General features: G+C 67.3%; 19 protein-coding genes. 13 read left to right on the top strand and 6 right to left on the bottom strand.

Annotation, left to right across the window (positions count from 1 at the left end; translation table 11 throughout):
* Positions 1–7: 7 nt before the first annotated feature.
* The 6 genes from ARC78_RS01480 to ARC78_RS01455 all read left to right on the top strand — a co-directional run bounded on the left by ARC78_RS01480 (position 8) and on the right by ARC78_RS01455 (position 6960).
* Complete coding sequence (locus ARC78_RS01480; protein ID WP_057505583.1) at positions 8–1363, top strand: GntT/GntP/DsdX family permease; 1356 nt, start codon at positions 8–10, stop codon at positions 1361–1363.
* Positions 1364–1367: 4 nt separating this feature from the next.
* On the top strand, positions 1368–2243 hold the full coding sequence (locus ARC78_RS01475) for a MurR/RpiR family transcriptional regulator (protein WP_199398882.1): 876 nt from the start codon (positions 1368–1370) through the stop codon (positions 2241–2243).
* Between the two features lie 3 nt (positions 2244–2246).
* The gene (locus ARC78_RS01470; RefSeq protein WP_057505582.1) at positions 2247–3683 is read left to right on the top strand and encodes an N-acyl-D-amino-acid deacylase family protein; all 1437 of its coding nucleotides are present in this window, start codon (positions 2247–2249) and stop codon (positions 3681–3683) included.
* Between the two features lie 46 nt (positions 3684–3729).
* Positions 3730–4128, top strand: a complete 399-nt coding sequence (locus ARC78_RS01465) for a RidA family protein (RefSeq protein WP_054660859.1) — start codon at positions 3730–3732, stop codon at positions 4126–4128.
* 295 nt (positions 4129–4423) lie between these two features.
* Complete coding sequence (gene gltS, locus ARC78_RS01460) at positions 4424–5629, top strand: sodium/glutamate symporter (protein ID WP_054660720.1); 1206 nt, start codon at positions 4424–4426, stop codon at positions 5627–5629.
* Between the two features lie 89 nt (positions 5630–5718).
* Entirely contained in the window at positions 5719–6960 is a 1242-nt protein-coding gene (locus ARC78_RS01455) for an FAD-dependent oxidoreductase (RefSeq protein ID WP_057505581.1), read from the top strand.
* 22 nt (positions 6961–6982) lie between these two features.
* Here the strand turns inward: ARC78_RS01455 and ARC78_RS01450 are convergent, their stop codons facing one another.
* Positions 6983–8239 carry a flavohemoglobin expression-modulating QEGLA motif protein gene (locus ARC78_RS01450; protein ID WP_057505580.1) on the bottom strand — a complete coding sequence of 419 codons (1257 nt, stop codon included), beginning with the start codon at positions 8237–8239 and terminating at the stop codon, positions 6983–6985.
* A 32-nt stretch (positions 8240–8271) separates the two neighbouring features.
* Positions 8272–9369, bottom strand: coding sequence for a ribosome small subunit-dependent GTPase A (rsgA, locus tag ARC78_RS01445; RefSeq protein WP_054660022.1), 1098 nt, complete (start codon positions 9367–9369; stop codon positions 8272–8274).
* A 193-nt stretch (positions 9370–9562) separates the two neighbouring features.
* On the opposite strand from rsgA, the gene ARC78_RS01440 reads away from it, so the two are divergent.
* The 4 genes from ARC78_RS01440 to ARC78_RS01425 are packed head-to-tail and all read left to right on the top strand — an operon-like array spanning position 9563 to position 12593.
* A complete protein-coding gene (locus ARC78_RS01440; protein WP_057505579.1) occupies positions 9563–10837 on the top strand; it encodes an aminotransferase class I/II-fold pyridoxal phosphate-dependent enzyme in 1275 nt (424 codons plus the stop codon).
* A 9-nt stretch (positions 10838–10846) separates the two neighbouring features.
* The gene (locus ARC78_RS01435; RefSeq protein ID WP_057505578.1) at positions 10847–11488 is read left to right on the top strand and encodes an SGNH/GDSL hydrolase family protein; all 642 of its coding nucleotides are present in this window, start codon (positions 10847–10849) and stop codon (positions 11486–11488) included.
* 23 nt (positions 11489–11511) lie between these two features.
* A complete protein-coding gene (locus tag ARC78_RS01430) occupies positions 11512–12210 on the top strand; it encodes a class I SAM-dependent methyltransferase (protein ID WP_057505577.1) in 699 nt (232 codons plus the stop codon).
* A gap of 53 nt (positions 12211–12263) precedes the next feature.
* Positions 12264–12593 carry a DUF6172 family protein gene (locus ARC78_RS01425; protein WP_057505576.1) on the top strand — a complete coding sequence of 110 codons (330 nt, stop codon included), beginning with the start codon at positions 12264–12266 and terminating at the stop codon, positions 12591–12593.
* A gap of 18 nt (positions 12594–12611) precedes the next feature.
* Here ARC78_RS01425 and ARC78_RS01420 read toward each other — a convergent pair whose 3' ends face one another.
* Positions 12612–13868, bottom strand: a complete 1257-nt coding sequence (locus ARC78_RS01420; RefSeq protein ID WP_057505638.1) for a DEAD/DEAH box helicase — start codon at positions 13866–13868, stop codon at positions 12612–12614.
* A 42-nt stretch (positions 13869–13910) separates the two neighbouring features.
* The gene (locus ARC78_RS01415; RefSeq protein WP_057505575.1) at positions 13911–14690 is read right to left on the bottom strand and encodes a polysaccharide deacetylase family protein; all 780 of its coding nucleotides are present in this window, start codon (positions 14688–14690) and stop codon (positions 13911–13913) included.
* A gap of 61 nt (positions 14691–14751) precedes the next feature.
* Between ARC78_RS01415 and grxD the strand changes: the two genes are divergently transcribed.
* Positions 14752–15678, top strand: coding sequence for a Grx4 family monothiol glutaredoxin (gene grxD, locus ARC78_RS01410; RefSeq protein WP_054658072.1), 927 nt, complete (start codon positions 14752–14754; stop codon positions 15676–15678).
* A 79-nt stretch (positions 15679–15757) separates the two neighbouring features.
* On the opposite strand, the gene ARC78_RS01405 is transcribed toward grxD, so the two are convergent.
* Positions 15758–16300: a DUF924 family protein gene (locus tag ARC78_RS01405; protein ID WP_425478309.1), complete on the bottom strand. Its 543-nt coding sequence runs from the start codon at positions 16298–16300 to the stop codon at positions 15758–15760.
* A 317-nt stretch (positions 16301–16617) separates the two neighbouring features.
* Here ARC78_RS01405 and ARC78_RS01400 point away from each other — a divergent pair, with 317 nt between their 5' ends.
* Both ARC78_RS01400 and ARC78_RS01395 read left to right on the top strand, forming a co-directional pair.
* Positions 16618–18417: a methyl-accepting chemotaxis protein gene (locus ARC78_RS01400; RefSeq protein WP_158499970.1), complete on the top strand. Its 1800-nt coding sequence runs from the start codon at positions 16618–16620 to the stop codon at positions 18415–18417.
* Positions 18418–18435: 18 nt separating this feature from the next.
* Positions 18436–20655 carry a putative bifunctional diguanylate cyclase/phosphodiesterase gene (locus tag ARC78_RS01395; RefSeq protein WP_057505573.1) on the top strand — a complete coding sequence of 740 codons (2220 nt, stop codon included), beginning with the start codon at positions 18436–18438 and terminating at the stop codon, positions 20653–20655.
* Here the strand turns inward: ARC78_RS01395 and ARC78_RS01390 are convergent.
* Positions 20601–21416 (bottom strand): helix-turn-helix transcriptional regulator, encoded by an 816-nt coding sequence (locus ARC78_RS01390; protein WP_083468414.1) that lies wholly within the window; start codon positions 21414–21416, stop codon positions 20601–20603. The genes ARC78_RS01395 and ARC78_RS01390 overlap by 55 nt on opposite strands.
* Between the last annotated feature and the right edge of the window lie 21 nt (positions 21417–21437).

Here is a 21437-nt window from a genome sequence, read left to right as displayed (position 1 = left end):
TGTACGCATGAGCAATGGAAACCTGCTGTTGATCTACGCGGTACTGTCGATCCTGGCGCTGGTCGTGCTGATCGCCCGCTACCGGCTCAACCCGTTCATCAGTGTCACCGTGGTCTCGGTCGGGCTGGCGCTGCTGGCCGGGATGCCGGCCCCGGAAATCCTGCCGGCCTACGAGCAGGGCGTGGGCAAGACCTTGGGGCATATCGCGCTGATCGTTGCGCTGGGCACCATGCTCGGCAAGATGATGGCCGAATCCGGCGGCGCCGAACGCATCGCGCGCACCCTGATCGCCCGCTTCGGGCCGAAGAACGTGCACTGGGCGATGATGCTGATCGCCTTCTGCGTGGGCCTGCCGATCTTCTTCGAGGTCGGCTTCGTGCTGCTGATCCCGATCGTGCTCAACGTCGCCCGCCGCACCGGCGTACCGCTGCTGCTGGTCGGCCTGCCGATGGTCGCCGGCCTGTCGGTGGTGCACGGGCTGGTGCCGCCACACCCGGCGGCGATGCTGGCGGTGCAGGCCTATGGGGCCGATGTCGGCCGCACCGTGCTGTATTCGCTGATCGTTGGCCTGCCCACCGCCGCGCTGGCCGGCCCGGTGTTCGCCAAGTTCGTCGCACCGCGGGTGCAGCTGCCGGCGCACAACCCGATGGAGGCGGCGCTGCTGGATGAAGGCCATGGCCGGATTCCCGATGAGCAGCTGCCGGGTTTCGGCATCACCCTGGCCACCTTGCTGGTGCCGGTGGGGCTGATGCTGCTGGGCGGCTGGGCCGACCAGATCGCCACGCCGGGCTCGGCGCTGAACCACGGCCTGCGCTTCATCGGCCACTCGGTGGTGGCGCTGCTGATCGCCACCTTGATGAGTTTTGTCACCCTGGGCCTGATGCGCGGCTTCAACCGCGAGCAGATCCTGAAGTTCTCGCAGGAGTGCCTGGCCCCGACCGCGGCGATCACCCTGCTGGTCGGTGCCGGCGGCGGCCTCAACGGCATCCTCGTCCACACCGGCGTGGCCACCGAGATCATCGGCCTGTCGCAGCGCTTCGACCTGTCGCCACTGCTGATGGGCTGGACCATGGCCGCGCTGATGCGGGTGGCCACCGGCTCGGCCACGGTGGCGATGACCACCGCCTCGGGCATCGTCGCCCCGATCGCCGCCGCGCTGGGCTATCCGCACCCGGAACTGCTGGTGCTGGCCACCGGCGCCGGCTCGGTTGTGCTGTCACACGTCAATGACGGTGGCTTCTGGCTGGTCAAGGAATACTTCAACATGAGCGTGGCCCAGACCTTCAAGACCTGGACCGTGCTTGAAACCCTCATCTCCATCACCGCGCTGCTGCTGGTGATGGCCCTTGCCGCGGTGCTCTGAACCGATGACCTCCACCATGTTCGATATCGTCTACGAACTACGCCAGCGGCTGCATGAATTCAGCCCGGTCGAAGCCCGCATCGCCCACACCATCCTTGCCGATGTGGACGCTGCCGCCCAGTACGGTGTCACCGAGCTGGCCGATCGCGCCGACGTCAGTGCCGCGGCCATCTCGCGATTTGCCAAGACCCTGGGCTGCGAACACGTGCGCGAACTGCGCGCCCGCCTGGCCTCGGCCGGCGCGGTCGGCAAGCGCTTCCTCGAACAGCAGAACGCGCCGCCGGTCTCAGCCCTGTATGCGCAGATCTGCGATGACATCGAAGCCAGCCTGCGCCACAACCTGGCCAACCTGAAGGAAAGCGTGGTGCAGGATCTGGCCGACGCGTTGTGCCAGGCCCGGCGCATCCATGTGTTCGGCATCGGTGGCTGCTCGACCGTGTTCTCGCAGGAGATGCAGAACCGGCTGATGCGTTTCGGCCTGCCGATCTCGGCCTGCAGCGACGCGGTCACGATGAAGATGATCGCCGCAACCCTCGGTCCGAAGGATGTGGTGCTGGCCCTGTCGGTCAGCGGCATCACCCCGGAGATCGTCTCGGCCATCGACATCGCCCGTACCTATGGCGCGCGCGTGGGCGCCATCACCCGCGCCGACACGCTGCTGTCCGAACGCAGCGACTGGCTGCTGCCGATCAGCATCGAGGAAACGGATTTCGTGTTCAAACCCTCGGCCTCGCGCTACGCGATGATGCTGGCCATCGACGTGCTGGCCACCACCGTCGCGCTCAACAACGCCAGCGACAACCACGAGCACCTGCGCCGCATCAAGCTGGCGCTGGACCGCTACCGCGGCGGCGATTCGCGCCTGCCCCTGGGCGACTGATCCGTGTACGAGCTCCTTATCCGCAACGCCCTCGTCTTCGATGGCAACGACCGGCCCGCGGTCCGCGCCGATGTGGCCATCAACGGCGGCCGCATTGCCGCCATCGGCCGGCTCGCCGGCCCGGCCGGTGAGGTGATCGACGCCGCCGGTCGCGCGCTGGCGCCGGGCTTTATCGATGTACACACCCACGATGACCTGGAAGTGATCCGCAACCCGGACATGACCAGCAAGCTCTCGCAGGGTGTGACCACCGTGGTGGTCGGCAATTGCGGGATCAGCGCCAGCCCGGTCCGGGTGCGCGGCGAGGTGCCCGATCCGATGAACCTGCTCGGCGATGCACCCGACTTCCGCTATCCGGATTTCGCCAGCTACCGCCGTGCGGTGGAAGCGGCCGCCCCGGCGGTGAACGTGGCCGCACTGGTCGGCCACACCGCGCTGCGCCAGAACCATATGGACCGGCTGGATCGCGCCGCCTCGGTGGAGGAGATCGCGTCCATGCGCGCGCAGCTGCGCGAGAGCCTGGCCGCCGGCGCGCTGGGCCTGAGCAGCGGCCTGGCCTATGCCTCGGCCTTCAATGCCCCGTCCACCGAGGTGGATGCACTGGCCGGGGAACTGCCGGCTGGCGGGCTCTACGCCACCCACCTGCGCGACGAGTTCGCCGGCATCCTCGCGGCGATGGATGAAGCCCTCCATGCCGCGCGCACGCCGCAAGCCGCGGTCCGCGTGTCGCATCTCAAATGTGCAGGCGTGGACAACTGGGGCCGCAGCGCCGAGGTACTGGAACACCTGCAGCACGCCGCGGCCGGGCAGGACGTGGCCTGCGACTGCTATCCCTACGCCGCCAGCGCCTCGACCCTGGACCTGAAGCAGGTCACCGATGCCTACGACATCCTGATCACCTGGTCCGAGTCCGAACCGGACCAGGGCGGTCGGCTGTTGGCCGAGATCGCCGCCGACTGGCATCTGCCGCTGACGGAGGCCGCCGTGCGTCTGCAGCCGGCCGGCGCGGTCTACTTCTGCATGGACGAAACCGACGTGCGCCGCATCCTCAGCCACCCGCTGACGATGATCGGCTCGGACGGTCTGCCGCGCGATCCGCGCCCGCACCCGCGGCTGTGGGGCACCTTCCCCCGCGTGCTCGGCCACTACGCGCGCGACGAGCAGCTGTTCCCGCTGCACACCGCCGTGCACAAGATGACCGGGCTGCCGGCCTCGCGCTTCCACATGGGCGCCCGCGGCCAGATCCGCGAAGGCTGGTGGGCCGACCTGGTGCTGTTCGACCCGGTCCGGGTGCGCGACACCGCCAGCTTCCACGATCCGATCCGCGCCGCCGAAGGGATCGACGCGGTCTGGGTCAACGGCCGGCTGGCCTACGACGGCCGCCAGGTTACCGCCCGCCCGGGCCGGTTCATCCATCCGGAACCGGCGCCAGCGGCCTGAACCGGCGCAACTTCCCGGTACACCTCATACATAGAAAGGAATACCCATGAGTGACATCAAGCGCTATGGCGCCGAAGGCGGCGTCGGCCAGGGCAAACAGCACATGCCGTTCTCGCGGGCGGTGGAGGCCGATGGCTGGCTGTTCGTCTCCGGCCAGGTGCCGATGCGCGATGGCGAGCTGGTCGCCGGCACCGTGACCGAGCAGTCGCACGTGGTGATCGGCAACGTGCTGGCGATCCTGGCCGAGGCCGGCTACGGCCCCGAGCATGTGGTGCGCTGCGGCGTATGGCTGGACGACGCGCGCGACTTCTACGCCTTCAACGGCGTGTTCAAACACTATTTCGGCGAGCACCCGCCGGCCCGTGCCTGCGTGGAAAGCCGCATGGTGGTGGACTGCAAGGTGGAAGTGGACTGCGTGGCCTACAAGCGTCCACCGCGCGACTGAGCCGCCGGCAGCGCGGCGCCTTTCCGCAGCGGGGCGCACCCGGCCGCTCGAACTGCGAACAGGCGCGCACCCAGCCGCAGGCCGCAAACCGCTGTGGGGGTTCCGCCGGCAAACCCCCACAGCGCGCGCGGGGCCGGCGCTGCACGCATCGCAAGCCATCCCCATTCAGCTTCGAGCCGGGCGATTCCAGCGCCACCCGGTGGCGGAAATGCCGCCGCAACCACCTCTACCTGCTATTGATATTGTTTCTTGAGCCGGACAAAGTCCGTGTCCCGTTGGTAGAGGTACCTGTTCCATGATCCAACTCGATGCCGTGCAGACGGTGGCCTTTGCCGGCCTGACGCTGTTCGCGGGTTACGCACTGTGCCGCGCCATCCCGTTTCTCCGCCGCTACAACCTGCCCGAGCCGGTCATCGGCGGGCTGCTGGTGGCGCTGGCGGTATGGTGGGCGCACAGCCAGCAGGTAACGCTGTTCACCCTGGACACCACGCTCAAGACCCCGCTGATGGTGGCCTTCTTCACCACCCTGGGCATCAATGCCAGTGTGCGGCTGCTGCGTATCAGTGGCCGGCAGGTGATGACCTTCCTGGTGATCGCGGCGCTGTTTGCGGTGCTGCAGAACCTGATCGGCATCGGCGTGGCCTGGATGTTCGACCTGCACCCGATGTTTGGCGTGTTGGCAGGTTCGGCCACGCTGACTGGCGGCCCGGCCACCGGCCTGGCGTTCGCGCCGCTGTTCGAGAAGGCCGGCCTGCAGGGCGCCGAGACCCTGGCCGTCACTGCGGCCATGGCCGGCATCATCTGCGGTGGCGTCGTCGGCGGACCGGTCATCACCGTGCTGCTGCGCCGCTTCAAGGTCATCACCCCCAGCAGCCGCGGCGAAAGTGGCGCAAAGGACGTGGATGAGTCGATCCTGCTGCGCTATCCCAGCGAAGCGGCCCGCGAGTTCGATTCGCTCAAGAGCATCGTCGTGCTGCTGATGGCGATGTGGGTCGGCGCGTGGGTGGGCCAGAGTTTCACCCACATCGGCCTGACCCTGCCCGGCTATATCGGCGCGATGCTGGTGGGCGCGCTGATCCGCAACATCGATGACGCCACCGGCTGGATCAAGCTGTCGGTACCCACCACCGATCTGATCGGCAACATCTGCCTGGCGCTGTTCCTGGCCATGGCGCTGATGGACCTGAAACTGTGGGAACTGGCCGGTCTGGGCGTGCCGCTGCTGGTGAACCTGATCATCCAGGTCGGCGTGGTGGCGCTGTTCGCGGTGCCGATCTTCTATCTGATGGGCCGCGACTATGACGCGGCGGTGATGGGCGGTGGTTTCATCGGTTTCATGCTCGGCACCACCGCCAACGCCATGGCGGTGATGCGCAAGCTGGTGCAGCGCTATGGCATTGCACCGCGTGCGTTCCTGGTGGCACCGCTGGTGGGCGCGTTTTTCATCGACTTCATCAACGCGTTGATCATCACCGGCTTCCTGAACTTCTGGCCGCATTGAGCGACCGGTTCCGTGCGCCATATCCGTGCCATGCGCACGGATATGGCGCGACAATGTGAAGCAACGCTCACACCGTAGCCGCCTTCACCATGACCTCTCCCGCTGCAGCCCCCGCGTCCTCCGGTCCTGACCTGATCATCCTCGGTGCCGGCGTGGTGGGTCTGGCCAGCGCTTGGGCGGCCGCCCGGCGCGGCCTGGCGGTGCTGCTGGTCGATCGCAACGCCGGTCCGGCGCTGGGCACCTCCTTCGCCAACGGCGCCCAGCTCAGCTACGCCTATACCGACGCGATGGCCGGCCCGGCCACCTGGCGCCAGCTGCCGGAAATGGCGTTCGGCCGTAATGGCCCGTTCCGCACCCGCTGGTCGGCCGATCCGGATTTCCTGCGCTGGGGCGTGGCCTTCCTGCGCCAGGCCAATGCGGGCAGTCTGCACAAAAACACGCTGGCCACACTGGAACTGGCGCTGGAGTCGCGCGCGGCGATGCAGGCGCTGCTGCAGCAGCACCCGATCGCCTTCGACCACGCCGTCTCCGGCAAGCTGCACCTGTATCCCACCGCAGAAGGCGTGCAGGGTGCGGCGGCGATGATCGCGCTCAAGCGTCCCTACGGCGTGCAGCAGCAACTGGTGGATGCCGCCGGGGCCCGCGCCATCGAGCCGGCGTTGAGCGGTGCGCCGTGGCTGGCCGGCGCGGTGTACTCGCCCGAGGAGGAGGCCGGCGATCCATGGCGTTTCAGCCTGGGACTGCTGGAAATACTGCAACGCCAGTACGGCGTGCAGACCCGGTTCGATTTCGACACCCGTTCGCTGCAGCGCAGGAACGGCCAGTGGCAGCTGGAATCAGCCGATGGACAGGCGCTGCGGGCACCGCGGCTGCTGGTCTGCGCCGGCATCGACGGTGCCCGGCTGCTGCGCCCGGCCGGCATCCGCGTGCCGCTGATGGCGATCAAGGGCTATTCGTTCACCGCGCCATGTGGCGCCAATGCGCCGCAGGTCAGCATCACCGACACCAAACGCAAGCTGGTGTTCTGCCGGCTCGGCGAGCGTATCCGCGTGGCCGGTCTGGCCGATCTCAACGACTGGAACCCGGCGCCGGAACCGGCGCGGCTGGCACAGCTGGTGGCGATGGCGCGGGCCTCGCTGCCGGAGGCCGCCGACTACGACCACCTCACCAGCCACTGGGCCGGCCTGCGCCCGGTGACACCGTGGTCCTCGCCGGTCATCCGCGACCTCGGCGACGGGCTGGGCTGCAACCTCGGCCACGGCATGCTCGGCTGGACGCTGGCGATGGGCAGCGGCGAGCGCGCCATCGCACAGTTGCTCGGCACGCCCTGAGAGCGCGTTCCGGGCGAAGGCCTCAGCGTTCGCCAAGCTGGTCCATGCGGATCCGGTTGGCGAACAGCGAAAACGCCAACACCCCGGCCAGCCCGTTGGCGCGCTGGATCCAGCCCGGCAGCCAGCGCGGCGGCGCCAGCACTCCGGCCTCGAACAGCGGCGCCAGCGCCTGCGCATCGTGCAGGGTCATCTTGCCGGCGAACAGCCAGCGGCAGACCTGCAGTTTTTCATCGCGCAGCATCTGCCGGAAGAAGGTGTGCACCGACACCAGCCCGCGCAGATACACGGTGTCCTTGGTGAAGGCAGACCCACCGCGGGTCGGCACACCGCGGAACACCCGCTGCGCCGAGGAGAAACTTTCATCCGGAGTCTGCCCGGCATCACGGAAGTACTGGAACACCTGGATGAAATCGGCCCCGTCGCGCGCCATCGCAATGGCCTCGATCCGCAGACTCACCCGCTTGAGCCGCTGGATGTCGATGCTGCCGGTGATCTGCTCGGCGAACGTCGCCAGCCCTTCCTGGGTGGCGGTGATGCGCGGCGAGGACAGCCCCAGGCTGGGCAGCAGCACCTGTTCGCGGCCGTTGAGCGCGGTGAGTGAATGCACCAGCGCCTCGTGGTGGAACAGCTGCGCGCGGTCGTAGGCGCTGAAGCAGGCGCCACTGCGCAGGCGGATGCGGGTGGCACCGGCGGCGGCCTTGGCGATCAGCCCCGCGTCCAGCTCCACGCTGATAACGCGCCCATCGAAGAAGTCATCCAGATCGGCCTGCAACTGCAACTGCAGCGCGGTGGCCGACACCGGCACGGTTTCCTCCGGTGCCAGCAGCTCGTGGTCCAGCTCCTGCGCGATCTGGATGAAATGCCGCGCCGCCTCGCGGGTGCTGGGGCCGTTGCCAGGCATCGGCTGCTCGGGCACGCCGAACAGCTGGCTGGAGAAATGATCCACCGCCGGCGTGCCCAGTGCTTCAAGCAGGCTGGCGGCCTGGTCCCAGCTGCGCACCGAATCACGCAGATAGGCCCCGAGCGGATGTGATTCATCGACGGCCGCCTCGATGGCGGCCAGTTCGCGACGGGCGTCGCTGAAATCGTGCTGCGGGTAACGCACCTGCGGCAGGCGCGGATTGCCGCGGGCCACGCTGTCCAGGAATGGCGCCTGCATCGACGCCGGCCAGCTGGTCAGGGTCAACAGGCGGAGGCCTTTCACCGCCTGCACCATCCGCGCATCCAGCGCGGCATGGTGGACGATGGCCGGATCATTGGCGGTGATTGCGTTGCCCATACCCCCCAACCTCGATCAGTGGCCGCTGCCGGTCAGCGGCGTTTGCCCTTGTTGACCGGACGCCACTGCGCGCCACGTCCGCTGCGTTTCCGCTCTGTGGCCTGCTCGGCCTGGCGCTGGGCCAGCTTGGCGGCGGCGGCGGCCACTTCCTCGCGCAGCTTGCGGTAGCTCTCCAGCCGGGTCTCATCGATCTCGTCACGCTCGATCGCGGCCTGCACCGCGCAGCCGGGCTCGGTCTGGTGCGAGCAGTCACTGAACTTGCATTGCAGGATCAGCGCTTCGATATCGGCAAAACCGCCTTCGGCCAGCGTTTCCTCGCCGGTGGGCTTGAGCTCGCGCATGCCGGGCGTGTCGATCAGACAGGCGCCGGTGGGCAACGGCATCAGCGCGCGATGGGTGGTGGTGTGGCGGCCGCGCGAGTCATTGCCGCGCACCTCGGCGGTCTTCATCCGCTCCTCGCCCAGCAGCGTGTTGGTCAGGGTCGATTTGCCGGCACCGGAGGAACCGACCAGCACCACGGTGCGGCCCGGCCCCAGCCACGGATGCAAGGCGGACACGCTGGCCGGATCCTTGCCGTTGATCGCCAGCAACGGGATCTGCTGCGCGGCCAGATCCTGCAGCACCTCCAGCGCATCGTCGCTGTATTCGGTCTGGTCGGCCTTGGTGAGGACCACCACCGGCTCGGCGCCACCGCCCCCCACCAGCAGCAGGTAACGCTCGATGCGACGCGGATTGAAGTCCGCATCCAGCCCGCAGACGATGAACACCGTATCGATGTTGGCGCCGATCACCTGCTGGTGGTAATGCTCGCCGGCGGCGCCGCGCTTGATCGAGGTGCGCCGCGGCAGCAGCGCCACGATGCGCTTGCCTTCCAGCAGCACCCAGTCGCCTACCGCCGCGCGCTCGTGGCTGGGGAAGCGCGGCCGCTGCCATTCCGGGGGCGATTCGGTCTTGATCGCGGCCTCGGGCGCGTCGGCCACCACATAGCCGGAGCGGTGCTGCTCGATCACCCGTCCGGGACGGGCCTGCGGATGCGCGGCGAACAGCCCCTGCCAGGCCGGATCTTCCGGCGCGCCGGGCCAGGGCCAGCCAATGGGACGCAACGCGGTGAAGTCGATGGAATCTGTCATCGGCCAATTCTACCGGGCTGCGGCATCGACTCCCGCCAAGGCGGTGGTCGCAGGGGGAAAAGGCCCTGCGCAGGCGCGGTTTGCGCGGCAGTTGCGCCGCTGATTGTTGGGAATTGTTGGGAATGGAACCGTTGCCCCGCATCGCAACAATTCCGCTACCATGCGGTGTCCATGCCCTTGACGGCTCTGAGAAATGTCAACCTCTGCCAAACCGCTTGCGACCCGTGAACGCCTGTCCGAAGTCCGCTACGAGATCCGTGGTGAACTGGCCCGGCGAGCGCGGGAGCTGGAGGCGCAAGGGCGCAGGCTAATCAAGCTCAATATCGGCAACCCCGGCAATTTCGGTTTCCGCGCGCCTGAGCACCTGCAGCACGCGATCGCCGATGACATGGGCCGCACCGATCCGTACACCCACCAGCAGGGACTGCCGGGCGCGCGTGAAGCCATCGCCGCCGCCTATGCCCGCCGCGGCGCGCCCGATGCGGTGGCTGACCGGGTGTTCGTGGGCAACGGCGTGTCCGAGCTGATCGACCTGTCGCTGCGCGCCCTGCTCAACCCGGGCGACGAGGTGCTGGTGCCTTCGCCGGACTACCCGCTGTGGTCGGCCGCGACCATCCTCAACGACGGCCGCCCGGTGTACTACCAGTGCAAGCCGGAAAACGGCTTCCTGCCCGACCCGGTGGAGATGGAGGCGCTGGTGTCCGCGCGCACCCGTGCCATCGTGCTCATCAATCCCAACAACCCGGCCGGCGCCAGCTACCCGCGGGCGCTGCTGGAGAAGATCGTCGCCATCGCCCGCAAGCACAACCTGCTGCTGCTGGTGGACGAGATCTACGACCAGATCCTGTATGACGGCGCGCAGTTCCAGCCGGTCGCGCCGCTGGCCGGCGATCATCCGTGCCTGACCTTCAGCGGCCTGAGCAAGGTGCATCGCGCCTGCGGCTGGCGCGTGGGCTGGATGCTGCTGTCCGGTGCCGGCGAACAGCTGGGCGAATACCGCGCCGCGCTGGACCTGCTCAGCGCGCTGCGCCTGTGTGCCAACGTCCCCGGCCAGTACGCCATCGAGGCGGCGGTCAATGGCCCGGATACCATCACCGCGCTGTGCAGCCCCGGCGGCCGCCTGTACGAGACCCGCCGCGCGGTGATCGAGGCCTGCGCCGCCAGCGAGCACCTGTCGCTGGTCACCCCTGCCGGGGCGCTGTACGCGTTTCCGGCGGTGGTCGGCCCGGCCGCGCAGGGCTTTGACGACCATGATTTCGCGCTGCAGCTGATGGAAGAAGAAGGCGTGCTGGTGGTGCCCGGTTCCAGCTTCAACGTGCCCTACCGCAACCACTTCCGCGTGACCCTGCTGCCGGAAGCCGGCGTGATGCGCGACGTGTTCGCCCGCATCGACAAACTGCTGGCCCGCCGCGCCGACGCGGTGACCAAGGTAGTCACACTCAAACCCCGCAATGCCGCAACCGGCTGAGCGAAGGCGATGAACGCGATCGATACCGCTGCCGCCCGTTATCTTGCGCTGGGCGATTCCTACACCATCGGCGAGGGCGTGCCGGCCGCCGGCACCTGGCCGTTCCAGCTGGCCGCGGCGCTGCGCGCGCAGGGTGTGCCACTGGCCGACCCGCAGGTCATCGCCACCACCGGCTGGACCACTGACGAGCTGGCCGCGGCCATCGATGAGGCTGCGCCCCAGGGGCCGTTCGCGCTGGTCAGCCTGCTGATCGGGGTCAACAACCAGTACCGCGGACGCCCGCTGGCCGAGTACCGCCAGCAGTTCGAGCAGCTGCTGCAGCGCGCGATCGCCCTGGCCGACGAGCTGCCGGCCCGGGTGCTGGTGCTGTCCATTCCCGACTGGGGCCTCACGCCCTACGCGCGCGACAACGGCCGCGATGCCGCCCAGGTCGCGCAGGACATCGATGATTTCAACGCCGCCGCCCGTGCCTGCTGCGGCGACTACGGCGTGGCCTTCGTCGATATCACCCCGGTCAGCCGTGATGGCGGCGACCAGCCGGCCATGCTGGTCGACGACGGCCTGCATCCGTCGGCGCAGATGTACCGGCGCTGGATGGAAGTGGCGCTGCCGGTCGCCAGGGGCCTGCTCGCGGCCTCGCAGCCCCAGTGAGTACGCGCGACGACTCCCCGGCCATGACGTCCGAGGACGCGCGCGTCATCGCCCGCGCCTTCGCGCCGACCCGGCCCTGGGGCAACCGCTGGGACTATTACTACACCCTGGGCAAGCTGCGCAGCGACCCGCTTTACCCCGGCGTGCTGCAGGCCCTGCGCGGCACCCGCGCCCCTGTGCTGGACATGGGCTGCGGCCTGGGCCTGCTGGCCCACGCCCTGCGCCGGGACGGACAGAGCATGCGTTACCGCGGGGTCGACAACGATGCGGCCAAGATCCGCCGTGGCAGTACGGTGGCCAGTCGCGCCGCGCTGGCCAGCGCCAGCTTCGAGGTGATGGACCTGGCCACCACCCTGCCCGAACACCGCGGCAGTGTCGCGATTCTGGATGTCCTGCAATACCTTCCGGCCCCGGCGCAGCAGTCGCTGCTGCGCCACGCCGCCGGCATGCTGGAGGGCGACGGGCGGCTGGTGCTGCGCATGGCCCTGGCCGATGACAGCCGCCGCGGCCGGATCTCGCGCCTGGGCGACCGTGCCGCCAACCTGATCGGCTGGATGCAGTTCCGTCCACGCCACTATCCCGATGCCGAATCGCTGAAGGCATTGCTGCTGCAGGCCGGGCTGTCGGTGCGCCTCACTCCGCTGTACGGCAACACCCCATTCAACAACTGGCTGCTGGTCGCGCAGCGCGATCAGCCACGGCCGGCCCATTTGCGCCGATAATTGGCCCATTCCCTCCGCCGCCCGTCCCGGGCCGGCACCGCAACGAGATTCCCGTGAAGAAGACCTACCGCCTCGATATCGAAGGCAAACATCCGGACCGCCTGCTGGAAGCCAGCAAGCACGACATCCGCAAGTACACCAAGCGTGAGCGCGGCAAAGCGCTGCCGGCCGGCGCCGATACCTGGGGTTTCGACAGCAAGCTCGGCGTGGACGAAGCGTCCGCCAAGCCGGTGGCGTATGACGGGTTGTTCCGCGCCATCGACGCGCTGGTCGCCGCCGGCAACACCCAGTTCTATGTGGAAGTGCTGAGCAAGCCGGCCAAGCGCAGCCCGCGCCCGGCCGCGGAGCCGGCGGTGGCACCGGAAAACGACTTCGAAGATTGACCGGGCAAGGCCGGCGCGTCAGCCGGCCTTCTTGGCGGCCGCCGCCGCGCGCAGGCGGTCCTTCTTGCTGGGCCGGCGGCCCTTGATGCCGCCATTGCTATCGGCCACCACGCCTGGCGCCGGTGCCGCCTGCTGCGGTACAAAGCCGGGCAGCACCTCGACCGTCACCGCCAGCCCGTGGCGCTTGCCGATCAGACACCAGTGCGGCATCGCCGCAGCATCGATGAAGCTCACCGCCAGGCCTTTCTCCCCGGCCCGCCCGGTCCGGCCGATGCGGTGCAGGTAATCGGCCGGCGCACGCGGCAATTCGTAATTGACCACCACCGGCAGGCGCGCGATATCGATGCCCCGCGCCGCCAGATCGGTCGCCACCAGCACCCGCAAATGGCCATCCTTGAACGCCTGCAGCATGCCGAAGCGACGGCCCTGCGACAGCTCGCCGTGCAGCGCCTGGGCGCTGATATCGGCTTTGCGCAGCTGCGCGGCCAGCCGGTCGCCCTCGCGGATGCTGGCGACGAACACCAGCACCTGCGGCCACTGCTGTTCTTCCAGCAGCGACAACAGCAGCTCGGCACGGCGGCCGCTGTCGACCTGGATCGCCCGCTGCTCGATCTCCACTGGCGCCTGCGCGCCCACTTCCAGCCGCTGCGGATCGCGCAGCCCGGCCGCGGCCAGCGCCTGGATATCGGCCGGGAAGGTGGCCGAGAACAGCAAGGTCTGCCGCTGCACCGGCAGCTCGGCCAGCAACTGCCGCAGCTCGGCGCCGAAGCCCAGCTCCAGCAGACGGTCGGCCTCATCGAGCACCAGCAACTGCACCTGCCTGAGTGACAACGCGTTGTGCGCCAGCAGGTCGAGCAGCCGCCCGGGCGTGGCCACGACGATATCGGCACCGCCACGCAAGGCCATCATCTGCGGATTGATCGACACCCCGCCCACCGCACACACCAGATGCGGTTTGCGCGGCAGTTCACGCCCCAGCGTGGCGAATACATCGGCCACCTGCAGCGCCAATTCACGGGTGGGCACCAGTACCAGCTGGGCCAGCACGCGGGGCTTGCGCGGCGGTGACACAAAGAAGCGCTGCAACGCCGGCAGCACGTAGGCGGCCGTCTTGCCGGACCCGGTCGGCGCCAGCGCCACCACATCCCGACCCTTCAACACCAGCGGTACCGCCTGTTGCTGGATCGGGGTCGGCGCCGCATAGCCGGCCTGCTGCAACGCCTGCTGCAGGGCGGGCGATACATAAGGAGACAGGCCGAGCGGGGAAAAAGGCATGGTGCAGATCCGGTACACCGCCGGCATGGCGGGGAGGCGAGTCTACGCCGTTCGCTGTGGCAGGCGTGCACGCAGGCCGCGCGCCTGCAGCTGCTGCAGCAACGCTTCGATGATGGCCAGGGTGTGGCCATGCCCGGCGCCTTCATGCAGCAGCACGATCGCGCCGGGTTGCAGATCCGGTGCGATCCGCGCCATCACCCCTTCCGGAGTGCAACCCACCCCGTCAAAGCCGCGCGCACTCCAGCCCACCCGGGTCAGGCCATGCCGCTTGAGCGCGGCGGCGACAAACGGATTGGTCATGCCCACCACCGAGCGGTACCAGCGCGGCGGGGTGCCGGCGATGGCGGTCAGGGCCTGCTGGCACTGGCCGATCTCGCGCGCCATCTGCGCCGGACCCAGCGCCCAGAAGCGCGCCTGCGGGTGCGAGTGGCTGTGGTTGCCCAGTTCATGGCCACGCCGCAGCACCTCGCGCACCAGCTCCGGCCGCGCCGCTGCCCGCTCGCCCACCATGAAGAACGTGGCCTTGGCCGCATGGCGATCAAGCAGATCCAGCAGCGCCGGGGTCTCATCGGAGGGGCCGTCATCGATGGTCAGCCACACCTCCGCGCCGGGCACGCGGCTGAGCACCGGCGCGTAGAAGCGGCTGTTGGGCAGGAACACCGGCACGATAAACAGCCCGTGGCTGGCCAGCAGCAGCGGAAGTCCCCAGGCCCAGCCCAGCTGCCACCACACCAGCGCCACACCCAGCTGCGAGGCCAGCAGCCACTTCACCCAGCGCCAGGGGCGCACAGGAATGCGATACAGGGTTTCCGGGGCAGTCATGCCCCATGATGCCATGCAGCGTAGAATCAGCCGCAGTCCTCACCACTTCTGCGAGTTCCCGATGTCCCTGGACCCTGCCCTGCGTTCGCGCATTGAATCCATCCTCGCCGCCGACCGCGTCGTCCTGTTCATGAAGGGCCAGCCGTCCATGCCGCAATGCGGCTTTTCGGCCAAGGCCGTCGGCGCGCTGCAGGATCTGGGCGTGGAATTCGGTCATGTCAACGTGCTGGCCGACCAGGACATCCGCGAAGGCATCAAGCTCTATGGCGACTGGCCGACCATTCCGCAGCTGTACGTGGACGGCGAGCTGATCGGCGGCAGCGACATCATCCTGCAGATGGCCAACAGCGGCGAGCTGAGCAGCCTGCTGGGTGTGGCCGCCCCGGACCGCACCCCGCCGACCATCACCGTCACCCCGGCGGCGGTGGAAATGCTCAAGGGCGCGCTGGCCGACTCCCCCGGTGCCGCGCTGCAGCTGAGCATCGATGCCAACTTCCAGCCGAACTTCCAGCTGGCCCCGCACGATCCCAACGCGATTGCCGCCGAATCCAATGGCCTGCGCGTGCAGTTCGATGTCTCCAGCGCCCGCCGCGCCGAAGGCATCACCATCGACTGGGTGGACGACATCCGCGGCCAGGGTCTGGCGATCAACAACCCCAACGCCCCCAAGGCGGTGCAGGAGCTGGACGTCCGCAGCGCCGATGACCAGCTGCGCGCCGGCAGCATCACTGTGGTGGATGTGCGCCCGGCCGACGAGCGCGCCATCGCTGCGATCAACGCGCCCTTCGAAACCTTTGACGGCGACAACCGCGCCAGGCTCGAAGCCCTGCCCAAGGACACCGCGCTGGCGTTCCTATGCCACCGTGGTGGCCGCAGCGCGCAGGCCGCCGAACAGTTCCGCGCCAAGGGTTTCAGCAACGTGTTCAACATCACCGGCGGCATCGATGCCTGGTCGGAGCACGTGGACAACAGCGTACCGAAGTACTGATCGGCTACTGGCCACAGCAGAACCAGAAAACGCCGGCATTGCCGGCGTTTTTTTTGGGTAAACCGTGCCGGCTGCGGACTCAGCCGGCGAACCCGCCTTCGGCCAGGAAGTGCAGCTCCTCCGGGGTCGGAATCCGCCCCAGCACCGCGTTGCGGTGCGGGAAGCGGCCGAAGCGGCGGATGATGTCGCGGTGCAGTTCGGCAAAGCGCAGGTATTCCAGATCGCCCAGCACTTCGAACATCGCCACCGAGCGGTCCTGGTCGACCGGATCTTCGGAGTGTTCGAACGGCAGGTAGATGAAGGCCCGCAGCTGCGGTGTCAGCTCACGGTCCAGCCCTTCCTCGATGCTGCGCATGGCGTAGTGCCGTGCCAGTCCATCCGTGGCATAGCAATGGGCGGTGCCGCGGAAGCAGTTGCGCGGAAACTGGTCCAGCAGGATCTGCAGCGCCAGGGCACCTTCGGCGTCGTGCAGCCAGTCCTCACAGCCACGCCGGGCAGCGGTGTAGTGCGTGTCCAGGAAGCGCTCGCGGAATGCCGCATCGAACGCATCGTCACGCGCGAACCAGCGTTGCGGCCCTGCCGCCCGCCAGAATTCCACCACCGAACGTGCCGTTTCCACCACTGTCTCCCCGATCAGCTGCTATCCATATGGCGATACCCACCCACATACGCGGCCCCTGAAGGTGACGTGCAGACCTATCGCATTGCGCCGCTAGCTTAAGCCGCGCGCAGCGCCGTGCATACGGCTTTGTGCGCTGCCCGTCGCCAGCACGGCCACCCGCGTCATCCGCCTGCGGCAGCCCCGGGCAGGGGGAGGGGGAAACCCCGCTGGCGGAGCGCGTCGGCCTTTCATAGCCTCGCCGGATAAAGGGAGGGGGTCCTTTGAAAGCGCTGATCCGAGCATTCTGGCCGCGCAGGCGCGCCGCCGGTATCCAATCGTTGTCGCCCGCGCTGTGGGCAAGCATTGTCGATGGCGCCAGCACCTGCCTGATGGTCGCCAATGCCGATGGCTTCATCCTGGCGGTCAACCCGGCATTGCGGAACATGCTGGCCAGCCTGGAAACAGAACTGCGCCAGCAATTTCCCGATTTTGACGCGGCGACGCTGGTGGGCAGTTCGATCGACCGCTTCCATCATGATCCGGCGGCGCGCCACCTCCAGCTGCGACAGCTCACAGGGCGCCACCTGACCGACATCCGTGTCGGCAGCGCACGGTTCGGCCTGGCCATCACCCCGATCGCCGGCGCCGACGGGACTACCAGCATCTACGCGGTGGAATGGACCGACAAGACCCGTTGGGCACAGGCCGCCGATAGCGAACTGCGCCTGCGCACCGCACTGGACAACATGACCGCCAAATTGATGCTGGCCGATGCCGACAGCACCATCGTGTACGTCAACGATGCACTCAAGCGCATGTTCCAGCGCAACCTGGAAGCCATGCGCAATCGTTTCCCCGACTTCGATCCGGAGCAGCTGGTCGGTCGCAGTATCGATATCTTCCACCGGCATCCGCAGCACCAGCGCGAGGCGCTGCGCAACACGCGGACAAAGATATCGGCGTCACTGCAGATCGGGCCCATGCGCATGGAACTGGATGCCATGCCGATCCGTGATGGCAACGGCCGCTATCTGGGGGCTTTCGCCATCTGGGACGACATCCACGCGGTACACGAGCTGGTGCGCCGCGTCGGCCATGGCGACCTGGATGGCCGGCTCCAGCCCGCGCACTATGAAGGCAGCATGCAGGCACTGGCCGAGCTGCTCAATACGATGATGCAGGCGGTGCATGCCCCGATGACGAGTGCCGTTGGCGTGGCCACTGCTCTGGCCCGCGGCGAGCTGGGCAGCCGGCTGGATGAGCACGCCGAGGGTGTCTTCCAGCAACTGCACGTGGCCCTGAACACCGCGGCGGGCAATCTGGCGCAGATGATCCGGTCCATCCAGGTGTCATCGGCGGCGGTGCTGCAGACGGCAAGCGAGATCGCCGCCAGCAGCAGCGAGCTCAGCAGTCGCACCGAAGCCCAGGCGGCTTCGCTGGAGGAGTCGGCAAGTGCGGTCAAACATCTGGGCGTGCATCTGCAACAGACCAACCGCGCACTGGATGCGATCACTGCGCAGGCCGCCAGGATCAACGCGGAATCGCAGTCCGGACAGGACATGGTCACCGCGGTGGCCCATGCCATCGACACGATGGCCCGGGATAACACCCAGATCGCCAACTTCGTCAAACAGATCGACGCGATCGCCTTCCAGACCAATCTGTTGGCACTCAACGCCGCCGTGGAAGCGGCCCGCGCGGGCGTCCATGGCAAGGGCTTTGCCGTGGTCGCCAGTGAGGTACGGGCATTGGCGCAGCACAGCGCCGAGAGCGCACAACAGATCAACCGGATCGTGACGGCATCGACGCAGGGCGTCCTGCACGGCCAGTCGCTGGTTGCCGACGCGGCAGCGAAACTGCGGGACATCACCGAGGCCGCGGGGCTGATAGACCATGACTTGGGCATCCTCTCCGCGGATGCCGGGCAGCAGCGCCAGAGCCTGCGCGAAGTCGATGTTGCCATCGATACGATCGATCGTTTTACCCAGCAGAACAGCGCCATGGCCGAGCAGAACGCCGCCGCCGCCGAGGCCCTGCACGAGGCCGCACGGGAGCTGCATACCCAGACCGGCCGCTTCCATCTGCAGGCCCTGCCGCCGTCGACAGCCATCCGCGACACCCCACTTGCTACGCTCTAGTTTCCAACAGGTTTGAAGATGGATTTTCCAAAACCCAGCTCACCGTTTTCCGGTGGAACGCCAGAGATTCCGCAAGCTGAAATCGACCTGCGTCTGGCCTATCTGAAATACAACGCCGAAGATCAACGCAACCTCAACCAGGCCTGGGATTACATCCAGAGCTGCTCCCAGCACAACATCGACCGCTTCTACGCCCATGTGGGCGCGTTTGCTGAAACCGGCTCCTACATCCAGGACGGGCGCCAGCTCGACCGCCTGCGCGGGATGCAGCAGCACTACCTGCGCGAGCTGTTCTGCGCACCGGTGGATGCAGCCTACGTCGACAACCGCTTGCGTATCGGCATGGTCCACCACCATATCGGGCTGGAACCGCACTGGTATCTGGGCTCCTGCAGCCAGCTGCTCAGCGAGATCACCCACTCGCTGGAGCCGATCCTGACCGAGGATCCGCGCTTTTACGCAGCGGCCATGCAGTCGGTGATCAAGCGGCTGTTTCTGGACATGGGCATCGCGATGAACGCCTATGTCTTCACCGATCGCCATGCGCTATCCAAATCCACATCGTCGTTGCGCGAGAGCGAAGCCCTGTTGTCCGAGGCACATGATCTGGCGCAGCTTGCACGCTGGGAGCTGTTCCTGCCGGAAGGCCCGTTGAACGGATGCCCGCGCGCGCAGGAGATGCTGCATCTGGAACAGACCCAGGAGAAGAACGGGTACGAACGCCTGCGCTACTGGGTCAATCCGGCCGACCGTGCCGAAGTCGATGCCGCCTTCGCCTCGACCCTGGCCAGCGGCGTCACCTATGACGTCCGCTATCGGGTAGAACATCCCGGGCATCCCTTGCGCATGCTACGCGAGCGCGGCCGGGCCCTGCTGGAGAACGGCAAGCCGGTCCGCGTGGTCGGTACCGTGCAGGACATCTCGCTGCAGGTCTCGCAGCTTTCGCGGATCGAACAGCTGGCCCTGTTCGACGACCTGACCCAGTTGCCCAACCGGGCCAACTTCCTGGGCAACCTCGAACGTCACCTGATAGATGCCGGGAAGACCCGCAAACCGTTCTCGCTGCTGTTCATCGATCTGGATGACTTCAAGGAGATCAACGACACCCAGGGACACAGCGTCGGCGATGAAGTGCTGATCGAGGTCGCACGCCGTCTGAAGGAGAACCTGAAACCACAGGAAATGGTGGCCCGGCTCGGTGGGGACGAGTTTGTCGTGCTCACCCCGACCGGCGCCAAGGACGGCGCAACAACCGCTGCCTTGCGGTTCTCAACTGCGATCGGCAGACCCCTGTGGATCGGCCAGTCGATGATGGGTATCCGCGCCAGCATCGGTATCGCCAGCTGCCCGGAGGACGGCCTCAAAAGCGGCCTGCTGCTGCGCAATGCCGATATCGCCATGTATGCGGCAAAATCTTCGCGCAGCGGCATCGAGATCTACCGGCCGGAGATGAGTGAACGCCTGTTGCGGCGCGCGCAGCTGGCCAGTCGTCTGCAACATGCCCTGGATGAAGGTGCCCTGGAGCTGTACTACCAGCCCCAGGTAACGGTCGCAGATGGCACCCTGGTCGGTGCCGAAGCGCTGCTGCGCTGGCACGATCCGGTGCTGGGCCAAGTCAGTCCCGACGAGTTCATCCCATTGGCCGAACATCGCGGCCTGATCGGCGCCGTCGGCCAGTGGGTTGCTGCCCAGGCCTGCCGGCAACTGCACCACTGGGAGTCGGCCGGGCGTGCCCTCCCCGGCCAGCTGGCAATCAATATCTCCCCACGCCAGCTCGATGATCCACAGTTCGCCGAACAGCTGCTGGAGCTGGTCCGCCAAGCGGGGGTACTGCCCGGAAAAATAGACCTGGAACTGACCGAGAGCGGGATCATGATCGACCCCGAGTCGTCGCTGTCCATCCTCCAGAAGCTCAAAGATGCCGGTTTCTCACTGTCCCTAGACGACTTCGGCATGGGCTACTCGTCGCTGGCGCATCTGCGGGGTTTCCCGCTGGACAAGATCAAGCTCGATCGCTCCTTCGTGCTGGGGATGCTGGAGCAACCGCACGACTACGCCATCGTGGTGGCCACCATCGCGATGGCACAGAGCCTGGGGTTGCGCATGGTCGCCGAAGGCGTGGAAAGCGCGCTGCAGGTGGATGCGCTGAAGCGGCTCGGGTGCAGCCATGCGCAGGGATATTTCTACGGAGTACCGCTGCCGGCGGAGCAGTTCGCCGAGCAATGGCTGAACACATGATGCGTTGCGGGTGAATCGGCATCGTCGCCGGGTGCGATCTGGATGAAGTAACCGGAGCGCCACCGCATCGATGCCGCCAGCAGGGCGTCACGGCCTTGCAGCTGCAGTTTCTGTTTTATTTTCTCGCGATAGCTTTCGACGGTTTTCACCGACAGGCCGGACTCGCTGGCGATCTGTGTCGGCCCCATGCCTTCGCCAATGCGCAGGAATATCTCGAACTCACGCGGCGACAGCGGCAAATCGGCTTTTTTCAGGGTTTCCTGCAGCACACACCCACCGCACCGGGAATCTTCCGCACCACTGAACCGGCATTCAAGCAGCGTCAACAGCAGGAGACGGGCACTGCACTCGCAGCCCTTTTCCGTGAGCATGCCGCACAGACGGCCCTGCCGGGGAAAAGCGTCCTCACCGGCATGGTCGCGCGAGGTGATGACAAGCGTGCGCACCGACGCAAGTGCATGACGATCGGCACGATGCAGTTGCGAAGCATGCTCGGGATCCGTCAACAGCACCTCGACGTTGCTTCGCTGCAGCAGCTGGCTTGTCTGGGCGACACTGCGGCTGATGCTTATGTGTCCCGGGGTCTCCAGCTTCTCCAGCAGACGCACAAGTCCGTGCTGGATCAGTGGACGGTTCACCGCAATCACAATCATGCGTGAATCCACCGCTCCGGCTCCGTGGGCGGTCACTGCTTTTTCGCCTGGAGTATCTGCGGCCTGTCCGGCGGCCTGACCTGTAGAAAGCGCGTTGCTGGAACACATACTGCACTTCGCCAAATTTCC

This window comes from Stenotrophomonas pictorum JCM 9942, from assembly GCF_001431585.1.
GTDB lineage: Bacteria > Pseudomonadota > Gammaproteobacteria > Xanthomonadales > Xanthomonadaceae > Stenotrophomonas > Stenotrophomonas pictorum.
Note: the sequence above shows the minus strand (reverse complement) of the source record. Positions and strands in the feature narration are given on the sequence as shown.